The organism is Microbulbifer pacificus (genome assembly GCF_033723955.1).
GTDB lineage: Bacteria > Pseudomonadota > Gammaproteobacteria > Pseudomonadales > Cellvibrionaceae > Microbulbifer > Microbulbifer pacificus.
In genome coordinates this window covers 2,251,983-2,266,913 of sequence record NZ_CP137555.1, presented here as the reverse complement: position 1 = coordinate 2,266,913, position 14,931 = coordinate 2,251,983, and the positions used below count along the sequence as shown (strand labels likewise).

General features: G+C 60.4%; 8 protein-coding genes. 3 read left to right on the top strand and 5 right to left on the bottom strand.

All coding sequences use genetic code 11. The annotated features are described in order from the left end of the window. Positions 1-161: 161 nt before the first annotated feature. The 5 genes from R5R33_RS09775 to uvrD form a co-directional block, all read right to left on the bottom strand. On the bottom strand, positions 162-5,213 hold the full coding sequence (locus R5R33_RS09775) for a S8 family serine peptidase (RefSeq protein WP_318952513.1): 5,052 nt from the start codon (positions 5,211-5,213) through the stop codon (positions 162-164). A 326-nt stretch (positions 5,214-5,539) separates the two neighbouring features. After that, entirely contained in the window at positions 5,540-5,893 is a 354-nt protein-coding gene (locus R5R33_RS09770; RefSeq protein ID WP_318952512.1) for a PBPRA1643 family SWIM/SEC-C metal-binding motif protein, read from the bottom strand. Positions 5,894-6,024: 131 nt separating this feature from the next. Beyond that, complete coding sequence (locus R5R33_RS09765) at positions 6,025-6,879, bottom strand: PA4780 family RIO1-like protein kinase (protein ID WP_318952511.1); 855 nt, start codon at positions 6,877-6,879, stop codon at positions 6,025-6,027. A gap of 204 nt (positions 6,880-7,083) precedes the next feature. Then, complete coding sequence (locus R5R33_RS09760) at positions 7,084-8,208, bottom strand: TRAP transporter substrate-binding protein (RefSeq protein ID WP_318952510.1); 1,125 nt, start codon at positions 8,206-8,208, stop codon at positions 7,084-7,086. A gap of 141 nt (positions 8,209-8,349) precedes the next feature. Beyond that, positions 8,350-10,581 carry a DNA helicase II gene (gene uvrD, locus R5R33_RS09755; protein ID WP_318952509.1) on the bottom strand — a complete coding sequence of 744 codons (2,232 nt, stop codon included), beginning with the start codon at positions 10,579-10,581 and terminating at the stop codon, positions 8,350-8,352. Between the two features lie 300 nt (positions 10,582-10,881). Here uvrD and hexR point away from each other — a divergent pair, with 300 nt between their 5' ends. The 3 genes from hexR (at position 10,882) to R5R33_RS09740 (ending at position 14,929) form a co-directional block, all read left to right on the top strand. After that, entirely contained in the window at positions 10,882-11,736 is an 855-nt protein-coding gene (hexR, locus tag R5R33_RS09750) for a transcriptional regulator HexR (protein WP_318952508.1), read from the top strand. A 12-nt stretch (positions 11,737-11,748) separates the two neighbouring features. Continuing rightward, complete coding sequence (locus R5R33_RS09745) at positions 11,749-13,539, top strand: DUF4153 domain-containing protein (RefSeq protein ID WP_318952507.1); 1,791 nt, start codon at positions 11,749-11,751, stop codon at positions 13,537-13,539. 145 nt (positions 13,540-13,684) lie between these two features. Beyond that, positions 13,685-14,929, top strand: a complete 1,245-nt coding sequence (locus R5R33_RS09740) for a multidrug effflux MFS transporter (protein WP_318952506.1) — start codon at positions 13,685-13,687, stop codon at positions 14,927-14,929. Positions 14,930-14,931: the final 2 nt, after the last annotated feature.

Sequence of the window (14,931 nt, the reverse complement as noted above, 5' to 3'; positions counted from 1 at the left end):
CCTTTTTTGACACAATAGGGAGGTAAGGGAAGAACAGGAAAAAATTGGTGCGGGCAATTAGCGGATTTCGAAAAAAAGAAAAGGGCCGACAAGTCGGCCCTTTTTAAGCGTGGAGTGTGGCAACCGTCAGCCGGTTGCACACTCAGGTCATGCGTCACCTATTAGTGCAGAGTAATTCTGCGGCGACGAATCAGGCCAGCCACTGCAAGCAGGGCCAGCAGGTAGAACATGGAACCACCTTTTTTCTTCTTGGGTTTCTCTTCAACCACGACTTCTTCCTCAACCGCAGACTCATCCACGCCGTCGGAAACCACGGTCAGGGTGAAAGAGGTGGAGACGGCGTCGTTCGGGAACAGCGCGTCGGCAACGGTTACCGTCACCTCAGTGGTGCCGTGGAAGTTTTCCGCCGGGATCAGGTCGAAGGTGGAACCGGACGCGTTACCGTGAATTTCAGCGCTGATGTTGTCACCGGTTACAGTGATCACGTTCGCACCGTTGTCCTCGTCCGCGTACAGCACGGTGATACCCGCAAGCGTTTCGTCCTCGTTCACCTGCTGGTCGGCGATCTCACCCAGGGTGATATTGCCGGGGACGGTGATGTCCGCGGTTACCTGCAGGGTGTCCAGTCCGTCGACGGCGTTGCCAACGTCGATGGTCTGCACGGTACCGGCAGCCTTGGCGTTTGCGCGCACCTGGAAGGTGATTTCAAACGCTGAGGTTTCCGGGCCACGGTAGTCGAAGCAGAACACCTGGTTGTCATGCAGCACCGACGGCAGGTTGCCGTTACCGATGGCGGTAGACAGGTCGCCGTTTTCACCGAAACCACCGAACGCGGTCGCCGGAGATTTCAGACCACGCACACCGGCGGTGGCATATGTACCAACGGTCAGTGTACCGGCGAGCTGGGAGCCCCAGTTCAGGTTGTCGTACGCCAGGTACATCTCGTAGGCGCCGTCACTGTGGTCGTAGCCGCGGCTCAGGATGAACTCCACATCGTAGTGGTCGTCCATCGGCGACATCGGGTTAGTGGACGGATCGATACGGCCAATGCGGTCCCACTCCACGATCAGGTGGTTGTCGGTAAAGGCCACGGTGGTACCGGAGTTAACCTCGTCGTCGGCGCTCGGGTTGTACAGCGCACCAAAGACTCTACCGGCTGCGCCGTACCACATACCGCCGACTACCTGGAACGCGGTACCCAGGGTGTAGGGATACGGGGCGAACGCGGCGTTGGAGCCATAGCTGCGGGACATCAGGCCGTTAAGGTCGATGGCGCCGTTCGGGTGGATGTAGATGGAGTCGGTCAGCAGCGACGGCGCTTCGGTGTTCATGTAGAAGCTGTAGTCGCCAAAGCCCGGCCAAACCCACTCGAACGGGAACGGGATTGCGCCGTCGGTGTAGTTCTCACCGAAGTAGTCACTCGGGTAGATACCGGCCCGCTTCAGGTCGATATAGCCGTCGCCGAGGCCCACATCTGGGGTACGACACATGCTGTCTTCCAGAGAGTTGGTGATGACGTACTCCGGTTTCCAGTCCACAGAGCTCAGCTGAGCACCGGTGACGGTGAAACCATTTTCGGTTTCCACTACGCCGCCGAGGTATTCACTGCGGCTGGCGGACACAGAGCCACTCACCAGGGTCAGGCCTTCCGGCAGAACACTCGCCAGCTCGAAGCTGCGGTCATAACCGGACAGGTTCGGCTGCACCTTGACGGTCACGTCGACCACATCACCAACGCGGGCACGAGTCTTGCTGGTCTCGATATCCACATCGTTGTCGCTGCGGGTGATCTTGAACGGCACCATACCCAGGTTGCCAGCATTGGTCGGGCTGCTGCCGAGGTCGAAGGCACTGTAGAAGAACTCGCCCTTGGCCAGGCCCAGATCCTGCCAGTTGATGCTCAGGTCGAACGCTTCACCCACTTCCGCGCTGGACGGCAGAGACAAGCTCAGGTCGCTGTCCTGCTCGGTGGTGACCACACCGGTGGCAACCTTGAAGTCATCCACAAAGTCGCCGCTGTACGTGGCGTGGTTCTGCCACACGACCCAGTAGTTGCCCGCCTGCGGGTAGTTGATGTTGCACCAGTCCTTGCCATCGCCACTGGCGAGCACGGACTTACACACGGCTTCGGTGTCGTACTGCGGAATACCGTCGCCGTTCAGGTCGACACCCACATACAGACCCAGCTGGCCATAGCGGTTGCTCGCGCGGGTCTCATCGCTGTGCAGGTTTTCCAGCACTTCCGCGATCAGGCGCACGGCGTTTTCCGGTACGGAAACCCAGCTCACATGCACTGTCGGGTCTTCAACATCGCTGGTGTATTCGAACAGGTTGGTACCGTTGCCGGTGGCACGCTGGTTGACCTCGATGGTCTCGATGGCGGGCGCCACCTTGGAGAACACGCGGCCGGTGAGCTGCGGGGCATCCTTCACCTCAACCCCGGACAGGGTGTACTTGTCCTGGTCGCGGTGCGCGGTGATGTTGATGTCGGTGGGCAGGTCGCCCTGCGCCAGGTTCATTTCCACCGGCATGCGCGCCACGGTTTCACCCGGGGTAGCGGCGTTTTCAACCAGTACTTCGCCAAACACGCTGAGGCCGTAAGGCACGTCGTGGATGCTCTGGGAGTCGACCCAGCTGCCGGTCACTACCACGGTCTGCTTCTCGCCCGCTTTCAGGCTGAAGGTGGCCGGGGTTGCGCTCAGCTTCACACTGGCCTCGCCGGTTTTGCTGGAGATGTTCCAGGTTCCATCGACCGTAGCTTCCACGGTACGGATCCAGGTACAGCTCAGGCGGCAGTTCATGTCGATCATGTACGGGGTGTTCAGTCCACCTGCGTTGCCACCGTTGGCCGGGTTGGCTTCGAGGTACTGTTCAACCGGTACATCCATGATCAGCTGGGCGTCGAGCGCCGCGGCCACATCCAGACGTCCGGAGCCGGTGGCCCAGGTGCTGGCTTTTTCGTTGCGCGCGGGATCCCACACTTCCGCCACGGCAGTCAGCTGCAGCGCAGACTGGATTTCCGCCGGGGTCCAGTCCGGGTGAGCCTGGGTCATCAGCGCCAGGGCACCGGTGACGTGGGGCGCGGACATGGAAGTACCCTGCAGGGTCGCATAGTCGCCGGAAGCGGCGGAACTGAACGGGTGTTCATCGGCATAGGCCGCGTAGATCTCCACACCCGGCGCGGAGATGCTCGGGGACATCACTTCGCGGTTTTCCGGGATCACGGAAGGCCCGCGCGAGGAGAACTCTGCCATCTGATCGGCCGCGGCCGGATCGATACGGCGCGCAACGGTTGCCGGCTTCAGGGTGATCATGTGGCCGCGCTGGGTGGAGTGGTCGACCCAGTCTTCCAGGCCGTCGTCCGGGTAAACACCGTTCCACTGCTGGTTGGTGAAGTGCACGGACGGCAGCTCGTAGACCTCGGCAACGGTGCCCTGGTCGAGATCGCGGTTGTACATGATGAAACCGTCGGCACCGCCCGCCTTGATGTTCGCGACCTTCGCGGTACGCGCGTTGGCGTTGGGATCGGTGGCCGAGTGGCGCTGGCAGACGACGAAGACGTTGACACCGCCATCGGCGGCGGTGGCACCGGTAGCCGGATCGGCAATCGGGGTGACGCCGTCTTTGTAGAAGTCGAACGTGCCCGGCGCGTACTCGGTCGCACAGTAGCCGTTGCCGTCTTTGACGCCAGCGGCATCCGCGTAATCCTTGGCCCAGACCACCACACCGGTGACTTCTTCCGAGTTCAGGGAGCCGCCCACCAGTCCGGTCTCGGACCACTTGGGCACTTCGCTGCCGGCGGCGGGGTCGATAAAGCCGGCGTAGCTGACAGCGGTTTCCACCGCCATTTCACGGCTGTGGGTAGTCGCGGCCACGCTGGTCAGCCACGGCGAGGTGTGGTTGACGGTCTGCAGGGTGGGGCCTGCGTTACCGGCGGAGGCGGCAACACTGATACCCGCTTCGCGCGCGGCGAGGAATGCCAGCTCGGTGGCGGAGTTCCAGGGATCCACACCACCACTGATGGAGTAGTTGATGACGTCTACGCCGTCCTGGATCGCCTGTTCAATACCGGCTACCAGCGCATCGCCGGGACAGCCGGCTTCCGGGTAACAGACCTGGTAGGAAATGATGTTGGCGTGCGGTGCAACACCGGAAATCTTGTCGAAATCGAAGCCGGTATCGAGACCGTCGCTGACCTCGGCCAGCTGCGGCAGCGAGTAGGGCGCATTGTTGATTACGTTACCGGCAACGGTACTCGCAGTGTGGGAACCGTGGCCGTTGTAGTCTTCGCCGTATGCCGGACGCAGCATATCACCCGGGGTACAAATGCCGCGGCGACAGACTTCAGGACCGCGGAAAGTATCGGTAATCGTTGCATGAGACCAGATACCGATGAGCTTGCTGTTACACAGCTCTTCTTGTCCATCTACCGCACAGTCGTGCAGGTACACACCTTCACCCAGCGGGTTCTGTACGGTGTAGCCATCGTCGCCGGTGGCGGCGAAAGAGGGGTGGTCGGTGTTGACGCCGGTATCCAGGATACCCGCAACAATACCTTCACCCATGTACTTGCCGCCAATACGGCTGTCGCCGTTCCAGGCAGCACCAGCACCGACAAATTCCGGACCGACGTCGGTCAGCAGTTCATAGATGCGCACGCGCTCGACGCCGGCAACATTCGGCAGCTCGGACAGCGCTTCCGCTTCATCCTGGGTCAGCTCTGCAGTCACCGCGTTCAAGGCTACCTGGAAGCTTTCCAGAACCTGCAGGTTAACGCCTTTGCCGGCGGCCTGGCTCACCAGGGCCTGCTGCTTGGACTGCAGGTGGCTGGTGTAGGCATTCAGGGTTTGATTGCCGCGCGCTTTGGCGCCGCTTTTCAGCAGGTCCTTGGTGCTGGCCAGACCTTCAACGCCACCGTCGTATACGGCCGCAGGCAGGTCTTTCAGGCGCACGAAATATTTGTGCGTGCCGGTGAGGCCTTCTTCGCGAAAAAATTTCTGGTTGGTACTGGCATTCTGGAGCTGGATATTGGCCCCGTTGTTTTCCAGCACCTGGTTTTTCTGATATTGCGCTTTGTATTCCTGGTAAACCGGCTGGCTCAAATCCAGAGTTTTGAGCACCACCTTTTCCTGACCTGCAGCGTGAACGCTGTGCATGGCCCCAAGACTGTACAACGCGGCAGCTATTGCGCTGCTCAGCGTTTTTATTTTCATGGTCACTCCTGAGAGTTTATTTTTTATTTGTTTTTCGCTGTTACAAAACCACAACAACAGCAAAGGCCGCCCGATGCTAATTAACCGCAGACGTCAGGAGTTACTGATTGATTGTCACAGTTTGTCACCGCACCTTTACAAAGCGCACAACTGTCATATTAGGGAGGTAGGGCACTGTTTTCGCGCGATGCATGGTGCATTCGGATGCCTGACTTGCACCAAAACGAATCACTATCTGGTCAAAAAAAACGGGGCCCGCTGGCCCCGCTTTTTGCTTGCATAAGTGTCCGATCCCGGAACGGCTTGATAGCTTTAAGTCCGTCTAATCAGTCACCCAGCCCACAGCACTTTTTGTATTTTTTACCACTGCCGCAGCTGCAGGGCTCATTGCGCTCGGGAATCTTGTCGAGTTTGACCGTACCCTTTTTGTTGAGCAGGGCCGTCAGTTCCGCAATGGATTCAACTGCGCCCTCACGGCTATCAATACTGACCTCTGCGTATAACTGTGCGTCGGCCACCAGTGCTTCCACTTCCCGTTTGCGCTCTTCACTGGTCACTACCAGTGGCAGCGGATATTTCTTGCTGCCGGATTTCGCGGAGGCCTTGGTTGCAAAACCGAATTTGACATGGTTTTCCCGCGGATCCTGGCGGCCTTTGTAAAAAAATTTGCGGTTCGACATTAATTAATCCAAATGACGGTAAAAAAGCTGCAACCAATTATGTTCTGGTCACAATCAAAAATATCCTGGTTTAAACCCCCGGCGGGGTGGATTTAATCGCGGCAGATTGAAGCAATCGGTTTGGCAGAAGGCTATTCATATTCCGCTTCAAGGATGCGCTGCTGCCGCTCCTGCTCCTCGCGCATCACGGCTTTGATTTCTTCCAGCACGCCGTCTACATCGGCACTGTCGCTGTCGTCTTCAAACTCGCCGCTGAGCACAGTATCCGGCGTCAAATTACCTTCGGCGTACAGCGCCCAAATTTCCTTGGCGTACTGCGTGTGCAGTAGCTCGGGGGCAAATTCACCATAGTAGCGACGCATGTTGTTCACATCGCGGGCAAACATTTCCCGCGCGCTGTTGTTGGCGGCGGCATTAATAGCCTGCGGCAGGTCGATAATCACCGGGCCGTAATCATCCACCAGCACGTTAAATTCGGACAGGTCGCCGTGCACAATGCCCGCGCAAAGCATGAGCGTAATGTAGTGCATCATCAGCGCGTGATCTTCGAGCGCCTGCTCTTGCGACATGATCACTTCGCCGAGCCGCGGGGCGACATCGCCCGCCTCGTCGGTGACCAGTTCCATCAGCAGTACACCATCGACACAACCGTAGGTTTCCGGTACGCGCACACCGGCGCGACTCAGCCGGGACAGGGCGTCGATCTCGGCATTTTGCCAAATCTCTTCCTGTTGTTTGCGGCCGTAGTTGGAACGCTTTTCCATGGCCCTCGCCTGGCGTCCGCTGCGCACTTTCCTGCCCTCCTGGTACTGGGCTGCCTTTTTGAAGCTGCGTTTGATCGCATCTTTATAGACCTTGGCACAGCGGATATGGTCACCACAGCGGACAATGAAAATGTCGGCTTCTTTGCCACTCATCAGGCGGCTGATAACTTCATCGATCAATCCGTCATCGACGAGGGGCTGCAGGCGTTTTGGGGGTTTCACGGTCTTCAACTGAATAGGGGATGGAGCAGGCCGGCATTATGACACCAAAATCGCCCAATAAATAAGCGGTATGCGCAGTCTGCCCCGGGGGAAATTCTGCAGAGCGGCGAGCACCAGCGAGGCATTCCGGTTAAGCCCCGCTGGCCGGATTTTTTTCCTAATTTTTATGCAAAAAGTGGCAATTCCTGGTGACTGGCCTTCGGATTAGTGATCCCGGGTTTTGTAATACGCCTCTTCACTGATCCGGTGGTAGGGGATGACCTGGGATTCAAAGTCCTGAAAGGCCTGGTAGATACGCGCAAATTGCGGATCTTTCGCCGCGGTTTCCTGCATGATCTGGTCGTTGATGGTTTTCAGGTGGGCGATGACATCGTCTGGCAGTTTGCGCAGCTCCACCCCGTGCTCGCCGACCAGCTCTTTCAGCGCGCGATTGTTGCGTGCGGTGTACTCGTCGAGCATGTCCTGGTTGGCGTCGCGGGCGGCGGTGCGCACGATGGCCTGCAGGTCCTTCGGCAGTTTTTCGAACGCGGTCTTGTTGATGATGATCTCTAGGATCGAACCGGGCTCGTGCCAACCGGGGTAGTAATAGTATTTGGCGATCTGGTGGAAGCCGAAGGCGAGATCGTTGTAGGGGCCTACCCATTCGGTGGCGTCTATCACGCCGGTCTGCAGGGCGGTGTACAGCTCGCCGCCGGGGATGGTCACGGCAGTGCCACCGGCGCGGTTCAGCACTTCACCGCCGAGGCCGGGGATGCGCATCTTGAGGCCTTTCAGGTCCTCGACGGAATTGATCTCGCGGTTGAACCAGCCTGCCATCTGCACACCGGTGGAGCCGCCAGCCATGGGGATCAGGTTGAACGGCGCGTAGAGCTCCTCCCACAACTGCAGGCCGCCGCCGTAGTGCAGCCAGCCATTCATTTCCTGCGCGTTGAGCCCGAAGGGCACTGCGGTAAAAAACTGCGCTGCGGGAATCTTGCCCTTCCAGTAATAGGCCGCGCCGTGGCCCACCTGGGCGGCGCCATCGGAAACCGCGCCGAACACACCCATGGCCGGTACCAGCTCGCCAGCGCCGTAAACCTTGATCTTCAGGCGGCCGTTGGACATCTGGTCGATTTTTTTCGCGAAGCGCTCCGGCGCGCTACCGAGGCCGGGGAAATTTTTTGGCCATGTGGTGACGAGTTTCCACTCGAAGGTCTGCTGGCCGGTATTTTCAAGCGTTGTGACCTTCTGTTCCTGATCGGAACGGGAAACGACGAGTGCGCCGAAGGTGAGCACCAGCAGGGCGAGCAGGCCGAGAATGACGGGCGGATACCAGTTTATTTTTTTCATGTCCGTTTGAATTTTTATTGTTGGTTTTGTTACGTCATCCCGGACTTGATCCGGGATCCAGTGGGACTGGCAGGGTCTTTATCGTTACTGCCAGTCCTGTAGATTACTGGATCCCGGCCTGCGTCGGGATGACACTGGGCATTAAAGAGGTTGCAATTTGGCCATGGAGACCACCAGCCACTTGGCGCCGGCATCATCGAAATTGACCTGTACCCGCGCGCGCGGGCCGCTGCCTTCGAACTGCACCACGGTACCTTCGCCGAACTTGGCGTGGTCCACGCGACCACCCAGCGCCAGCGGCGGCAGGTCGTCGTCGAAGTCCGGGGCGGCGTCAGAGTACGGATTGATACCGCCGCCGAACTTGCCGTAGTTCGGCTGGAACAGAGGCTTGGAAACCTCGGTCTTGAGGCGCACCTCGTGGATGTACTCCACCGGGATTTCGTTCACAAACCGCGACGGTTTGTTGTAGGTCTCGCTGCCGAACAAACGGCGGCACTCGGCGTAGGTGATGTACAGCTTCTGCATGGCGCGGGTGATGCCCACGTAGCAGAGGCGGCGCTCTTCCTCCATGCGTCCGGGCTCCTGCGCGGACATCTTGTGCGGGAACAAGTTTTCTTCCACCCCGGCCATGAATACCAGCGGGAATTCCAGGCCCTTGGCCGAGTGCAGCGTCATTAGCTGCACCGCGTCCTCGAACTCGTCCGCCTGGCCCTCGCCGGCGTCCAGTGCCGCACTGTCGAGGAACTGGTTCAGCAGCGGCACTTCCTCTTCCTCCACCACTTCGCCGTCGGCGTCGGTGGCCTGGGGCGCACCATCGAAGGCGCGGCAGGCGCTGACCAGCTCCTGCAAGTTCTCCACCCGGGTCTGGCCTTTCTCGCCTTTTTCCTTGCTGTGGAAATCCATCAAACCGGTCTGTTCGATGGCCATCTCGGCGATATGGTCGAGGGTCTTGTCGATGCTCTCTTCTTCCAGCGCATCGATCAGACTGAGGAAGCCCGCCAGCGAACTGCCGGCGCGGGCCGCCAGCACTTTCTGCTGCAGCATCTTCTCCGCCGCCGCCCACATGGAACTGCCATGCTCGCGCGCGAACTCGCGCACCATATCCACGGTGCGCGCGCCGATGCCGCGGGTCGGGGTGTTTACCACCCGCTCGAACGCGGTGTCGTCATGACGGTTGGTGAGCAGGCGCATGTAAGCGAGCGCGTTCTTGATCTCCAGGCGCTCGTAGAAGCGCTGGCCGCCGTAAATGCGGTAGGGCACCTGTTCCCGCAGCAAACCTTCTTCCAGCACCCGTGACTGGGCGTTGGAGCGGTACAGGATGGCGACGCTGTCGCGGCGGTTGCCGTCGCGCACCCAGTCGCGGATACGCTCGACGATAAAGCGCGCCTCGTCCTGCTCGTTGTACGCAGAGTAGAGCGCGATGGGCTCGCCTTTCTCGCCCTCGGTCCACAACTCCTTGCCGAGGCGGCCGGTGTTGTGGGCAATGACCGCGTTGGCGGCGTTGAGGATGGTGCTGGTGGAGCGGTAGTTCTGTTCCAGGCGTACCGTCTGCACCGCTTTGCGGTCCAGCTCGAAGTGCTGGATGTTTTCGATCTTGGCGCCGCGCCAACCGTAGATGGACTGGTCGTCGTCACCAACGGCGGTGATATGGCACTCGTCGCCGGCCAGCAGGCGCAGCCAGGCGTACTGGATCGTATTGGTGTCCTGAAACTCGTCGACCAGGATGTAAGGAAAGCGGCGGCGGTAGTGGGCGAGAATGCCGTCGTTATTCAGCAGCAATTCGTGGGCGCGCAGCAGCAGCTCGCCAAAGTCGACGAGACCGGCGCGCTGGCAGGCCTCTTCGTAGGCGGCGTAGATACGCACCATGGTCTGCAGCCAGGGGTCGCCACTCAGCTGGATGTACTGGGGGCGCAGGCCTTCGTCTTTCTGTGCACCGATCCACCACTGGGTCTCCCGCGGAGCCCACTTCTTATCATCGAGCCCCAGCTCGTTCTGCACCCGCTTGATCAGGCGCAGCTGGTCGTCGCTGTCGAGAATCTGGAAATTCTGCGGCAGTTTGGCTTCCTGCCAGTGAGTGCGCAGCAGGCGGTGGGCTAGCCCGTGGAAGGTGCCCACCCACATACCGAAGGTGTTTACCCCCAGCAGCTCCTCGATGCGCCCGCGCATCTCGCGCGCGGCCTTGTTGGTAAATGTCACCGCCATGATGGAGTAGGGCGATGCGCCCTCGACCATCATCAGCCAGGCGATGCGGTGCACCAGCACGCGGGTCTTGCCCGAGCCGGCACCGGCGAGAACCAGTTGGTTACCCGGCGGCGCGGCTACGGCCTCGCGCTGGGCGTCGTTCAGGGGGTCTAAAAGTTCAGATACGTCCATGGGCGGCGATTGTATCAGAGGAAAGAAAAGGAACCTGTTTATATGAACAGGTTTTTGATGACCAACTGAACCCGGATGCGAGGGGCCTGATGCCGGGTACGGCTTTGCGAGACCGTCTGCGGCCTGGATGGCCGCAGCCGAGCCCCCAGGGATGGGTTGAGGGGGGGCGCCTAGCTCGTGTCCCGCAAAGGCAAACCCGGTAGCAAGCCCGCCACTGCGCCTCCTACAACGTCCATCAGCGCTCGCCAGCATCCCGCCATGCCGCTAAACTGCACGACTTGAACCAGAGAAGGTAATGTCGTGAAGCCAGCGGAAGTCACGCAGAAAATCAGCGAACAGCTGAGCTCCATGCGCAAATCTGAGCGCAAGGTTGCGGAGTATATCCTCGCCAACCCCGGCGAAATCATTCATATGCGCATCGTCGACCTGGCCACCGAAGCCCAGGTGAGTGAACCGACGGTCGTGCGCTTCTGCCGCGCCGTGGGCTGCTCCGGATTCCAGGAATTCAAGCTCAACCTCGCCCAGCAGCTGGCCTCCAGCCCCAGCTTCGGCCAGATCGCGGTCACCGAGACCGATACCATCGCCGAGTACAAGCGCAAGGTGTTCGACTCCACCGTCGATACCCTGCTGAACGTGCGCGACAAGATCGACAACCGCGCTCTGGAGGCGGCCATCACCGCCATCGCCGCTGCCAAACGCGTCGAATTCTTCGGTTTCGGCGCCTCAGGTGCCGTAGCCGCCGACGCCAAACACAAATTCTTCCGCCTGCAACTTGCCGCCGCGGCCCACTCAGACCACCACATGCAGAGCATGTCCGCCATGGGCATGGAGCCGGGCGACGTGGTGGTGGCCATCTCCCAGAGCGGACGCACTTCCTCGCTGCTGCGCTCCATGGAAATGGCCAAGGCCCAGGGCGCCACGGTGATCGGCCTGGGCCCCAGCGGCTCGCCTGTGACCCGAAAGTCCACCATTCCACTGGAGGTGGACGTGGAAGAGGACATCGAGCTGTACACGCCGCTGTCCTCGCGCATCGCGCATCTGGTGGTGATCGACGTCCTCGCCATCGGCGTGGCACAGCGCAAGGGACCGCAGCTGCAGGAGCACCTGCTAAAACTGAAGAAGGGGCTGTACAACCTTCGCGAGGAAAAACACTGATCAAGGCGCGATATGCAGGGAAGCAGCGACGAACAGCCGGAAAATTTCTCTGACGCCGAGAGTCTCGGTGCCACCGAGAGGCGCCTGATTCTCACCGCAGCCCTGATCCAGGGGCTTGCGCTTTACGCACTCAAGTTTTTCGCCGCTGTCGACACCTGGTCGCCGGTGTGGCAGTACCTCTGTTACACCCTCGCCATCACCATTCCGCCGCTGGTGATCGTCACCATCGCCCCGCGCCTGGCGCGGGGCTACTGGTGGGTGATTGCAGGCTACGCGGTGTTGCTGGCGCTGCTCGCCGGTTACCGCGGCTACCAGTGCACACCTGCTGAACTGGTGCCTTGCGGTCCTCCCCTTGAATTCGTGCCGACGATCATCATTGCCACCTTTATCGTCGCCTTCCTGCTGCGCGCCTGTGCTACCGGCGTGGAGCGACTACAGAAGCCGCAGTATTCCGCCCTGTTTCACTTCTCTTGGGACAACGCCCTCACCGTCGGCCTCACCCTGGTGTTTACCACCATTTTCTGGCTCATCCTGTTCCTGTGGCAGGCGCTGTTCAAGCTGGTGGGCATCCCGTTTTTCAGCGACCTGTTCTGGAAGGACTGGTTCTTTTACCCGGTGACCTGGCTGGTGGCTGGCTGCGGTGCGATTCTGTTTCGTTCCCAGCAGAGTTTTGTACTGACCCTGAAGCGGCTGCTGCGCACCATGCTGGTGGCGCTGCTGCCACTGCTGGCGGTGCTCACCATTGTGTTCCTCGCCACCCTGCCATTTACCGGCCTGCAACCCATCTGGGATACCGGGCACGGCAGTGCGCTGCTGCTATGGTTGGTGGCACTGCTGCTGTTTTTTACCAACGGTGTGATCCAGGATGACTTCCCGTTTGCGCGCTATCCCAAGTGGATCAACCGGCTTTTGCTGCTGGCGCTGCTTGTGGCACCGTTTTACACGGTGTTCGCGCTCTACGGCCTGTGGTTGCGGATAGCCCAGTACGGCTGGACCCCGGAGCGATTGTGGGGATTTGTGGTGGCGCTGACCCTGGCGCTGCTGGCCACCAGCTACAGCCTGTCGATCCTGCGCCGGGGAGAACACTGGGCGGAGTGGTTGCGGCGGATCAATACCGGGCCGGCGCTGTGGGTACTGGCGGTGTGCCTGATTACCCAGTCGCCGCTGGTGAATTTCTGGCGCATCAGCGCGGACAGCCAACTGGCGCGCCTGCAGGACGGGCGCACAGAGCTGGCGGATTTCGATTTCTTTTTCCTGCGGCAGAAACTGGGACGACCGGGGCGCGAGGCGTTACAGACGCTGGAGAACTTGCCGCAAGTACGGCAAAACGACGAGCTCACGGCTTATGTGCAGGAACTGAAGGGAAAAACCGAAGGCATCCGGAAACTGCGCGAAAACCCGCTGCAAGCGCAGGCCCGGGAGCAGGATTTGCGCCAGATCGCTGTGCTGCCCGAAGGTGCACCGCCGCCAGACCGTGCCGTGCTCGAACTAGAGGCGCGATCCTGTGGCGAAGAGCGGCACTCCTGTCTCTGGCTGGTACAGGATCTGGACAGCGATGGAAGTCCGGAGTACTTGCTGTTTCGCCACAACGAGAGCGGCAATGGTGACCGCCACTGGCTGAGCATTACCGCTTACTCCTCCGGACCCAAAGGCTGGGTCTCCATTGGCGGAAACAACCGCGATACCGATGAATCCTTTGCAGATCTAAAGACCCGGCTTGGCAGTGGCCAATTCGGCCTGCGACCGTCCCGCTGGCAGAGTCTTTATCTTGGAGACGAACTGCTGTTCGATCCGACGCAGTAACGCCGGCCCGGCTAAAACTTCTTCACCGTTCTGGAACCCATAGCCGTCGCCAGCTAAGATGCCGGCGCTATCCAGTTCCCGCACCACGCCGACTAAGCTTTCCACAGCGCGGGCGCGTTCACCCGCAGATTTTATCCGAGTAGTTATGCCCCCGAATTTCTTCGATGCCAACGGCCAACCACCGCGCTGGCTCGCGCCCTGTCTCGCCGCGCTGGTGGCGTTGACGCCCTTTGCCATCGACACCTACCTACCGGCGATTCCCGCCATGGCCGAGGCGCTCGGGGTCGAGGTGGCGCTGATACAGCACTCGGTATCCAGTTACCTGCTGGGGTTTGCGGTGGGCCAGATATTCGGCGGGCCGCTGTCGGACCGCCTCGGGCGCATCCTGATTGGCACCATTGGTCTGGCGATGTTTATCGCCAGCACCACCATGATCCTGTTCACCAACAGCGCCGAGATGCTGGTGGCACTGCGCTTCTGCCAGGCGGTGGGGGGCGGCTTTGCCACGGTGATCTGCGGTGCCATCGTGCGCGACCTGTACCACGGGCGCGACGCGGCGCGGATCATGTCGATGATCGCCACCATGATGCTGATCGCGCCGATGGTGGCCCCGGTAATCGGCGCCACGCTGCTGCGTTTTGGCGACTGGCACGCAATCTTCATTTTCCTGCTGGTGTATGCGGTGGCAATGATCGTGCTGGTGCGCGGGATACTGCCGGAGACAGTGTCGAAGTTCCGCCGCGCGCGCCGCCAGCGCGAGTCCCGCACCACACTGTTTCGCAATTACGCCCAGATCTTCCGCTGCCCGCGGGCACTGGGTTTCCTGTTCGGGCAGGCGCTGGTGAGCGGCTGTATGTTCATCTACATCACCACCGCACCTTTCGTATTTATGGAACGCTTTGGCGTGTCCTCCTCGCAATTCCCCCTGATGTTCGGCAGTTGCGTGCTGGGACTCGCCGTAATGATGCAACTGAATATCCGGCTGCTGAGGGTGTTCGAGCCGCGGCAGATACTGCTGGCGGGGATGATGCTGCTGACGCTCGCCTGCGGGCTGTTGCTGGCGAGCACACTGTATTTCGGCAATAGCCAGCCGCTGCTGGCGTGGATGGCGCCGCTGGTGATGGCCATGGGCAGTATCGGGATTATCGCCCCCAACTCCGCCGCCTGTTACCTGGAGTTCTTCCCCAAGATCAGCGGTACCGCGAATGCACTCTATGGCGCCTCGCTGTTTATTTCCGGGGGACTGCTCGGCGGCCTGGTGAACGGCATCCACACCGGAACCCTGGTTCCCATAGCCGGCGGCATGCTTTGCTGCGCGGCCGCCGCGCTGTGCATGGCGCTGTTTGTGGCCAGGGCATGGCAGCCAATCGAGATCGAACAGCGGCGCTGAAC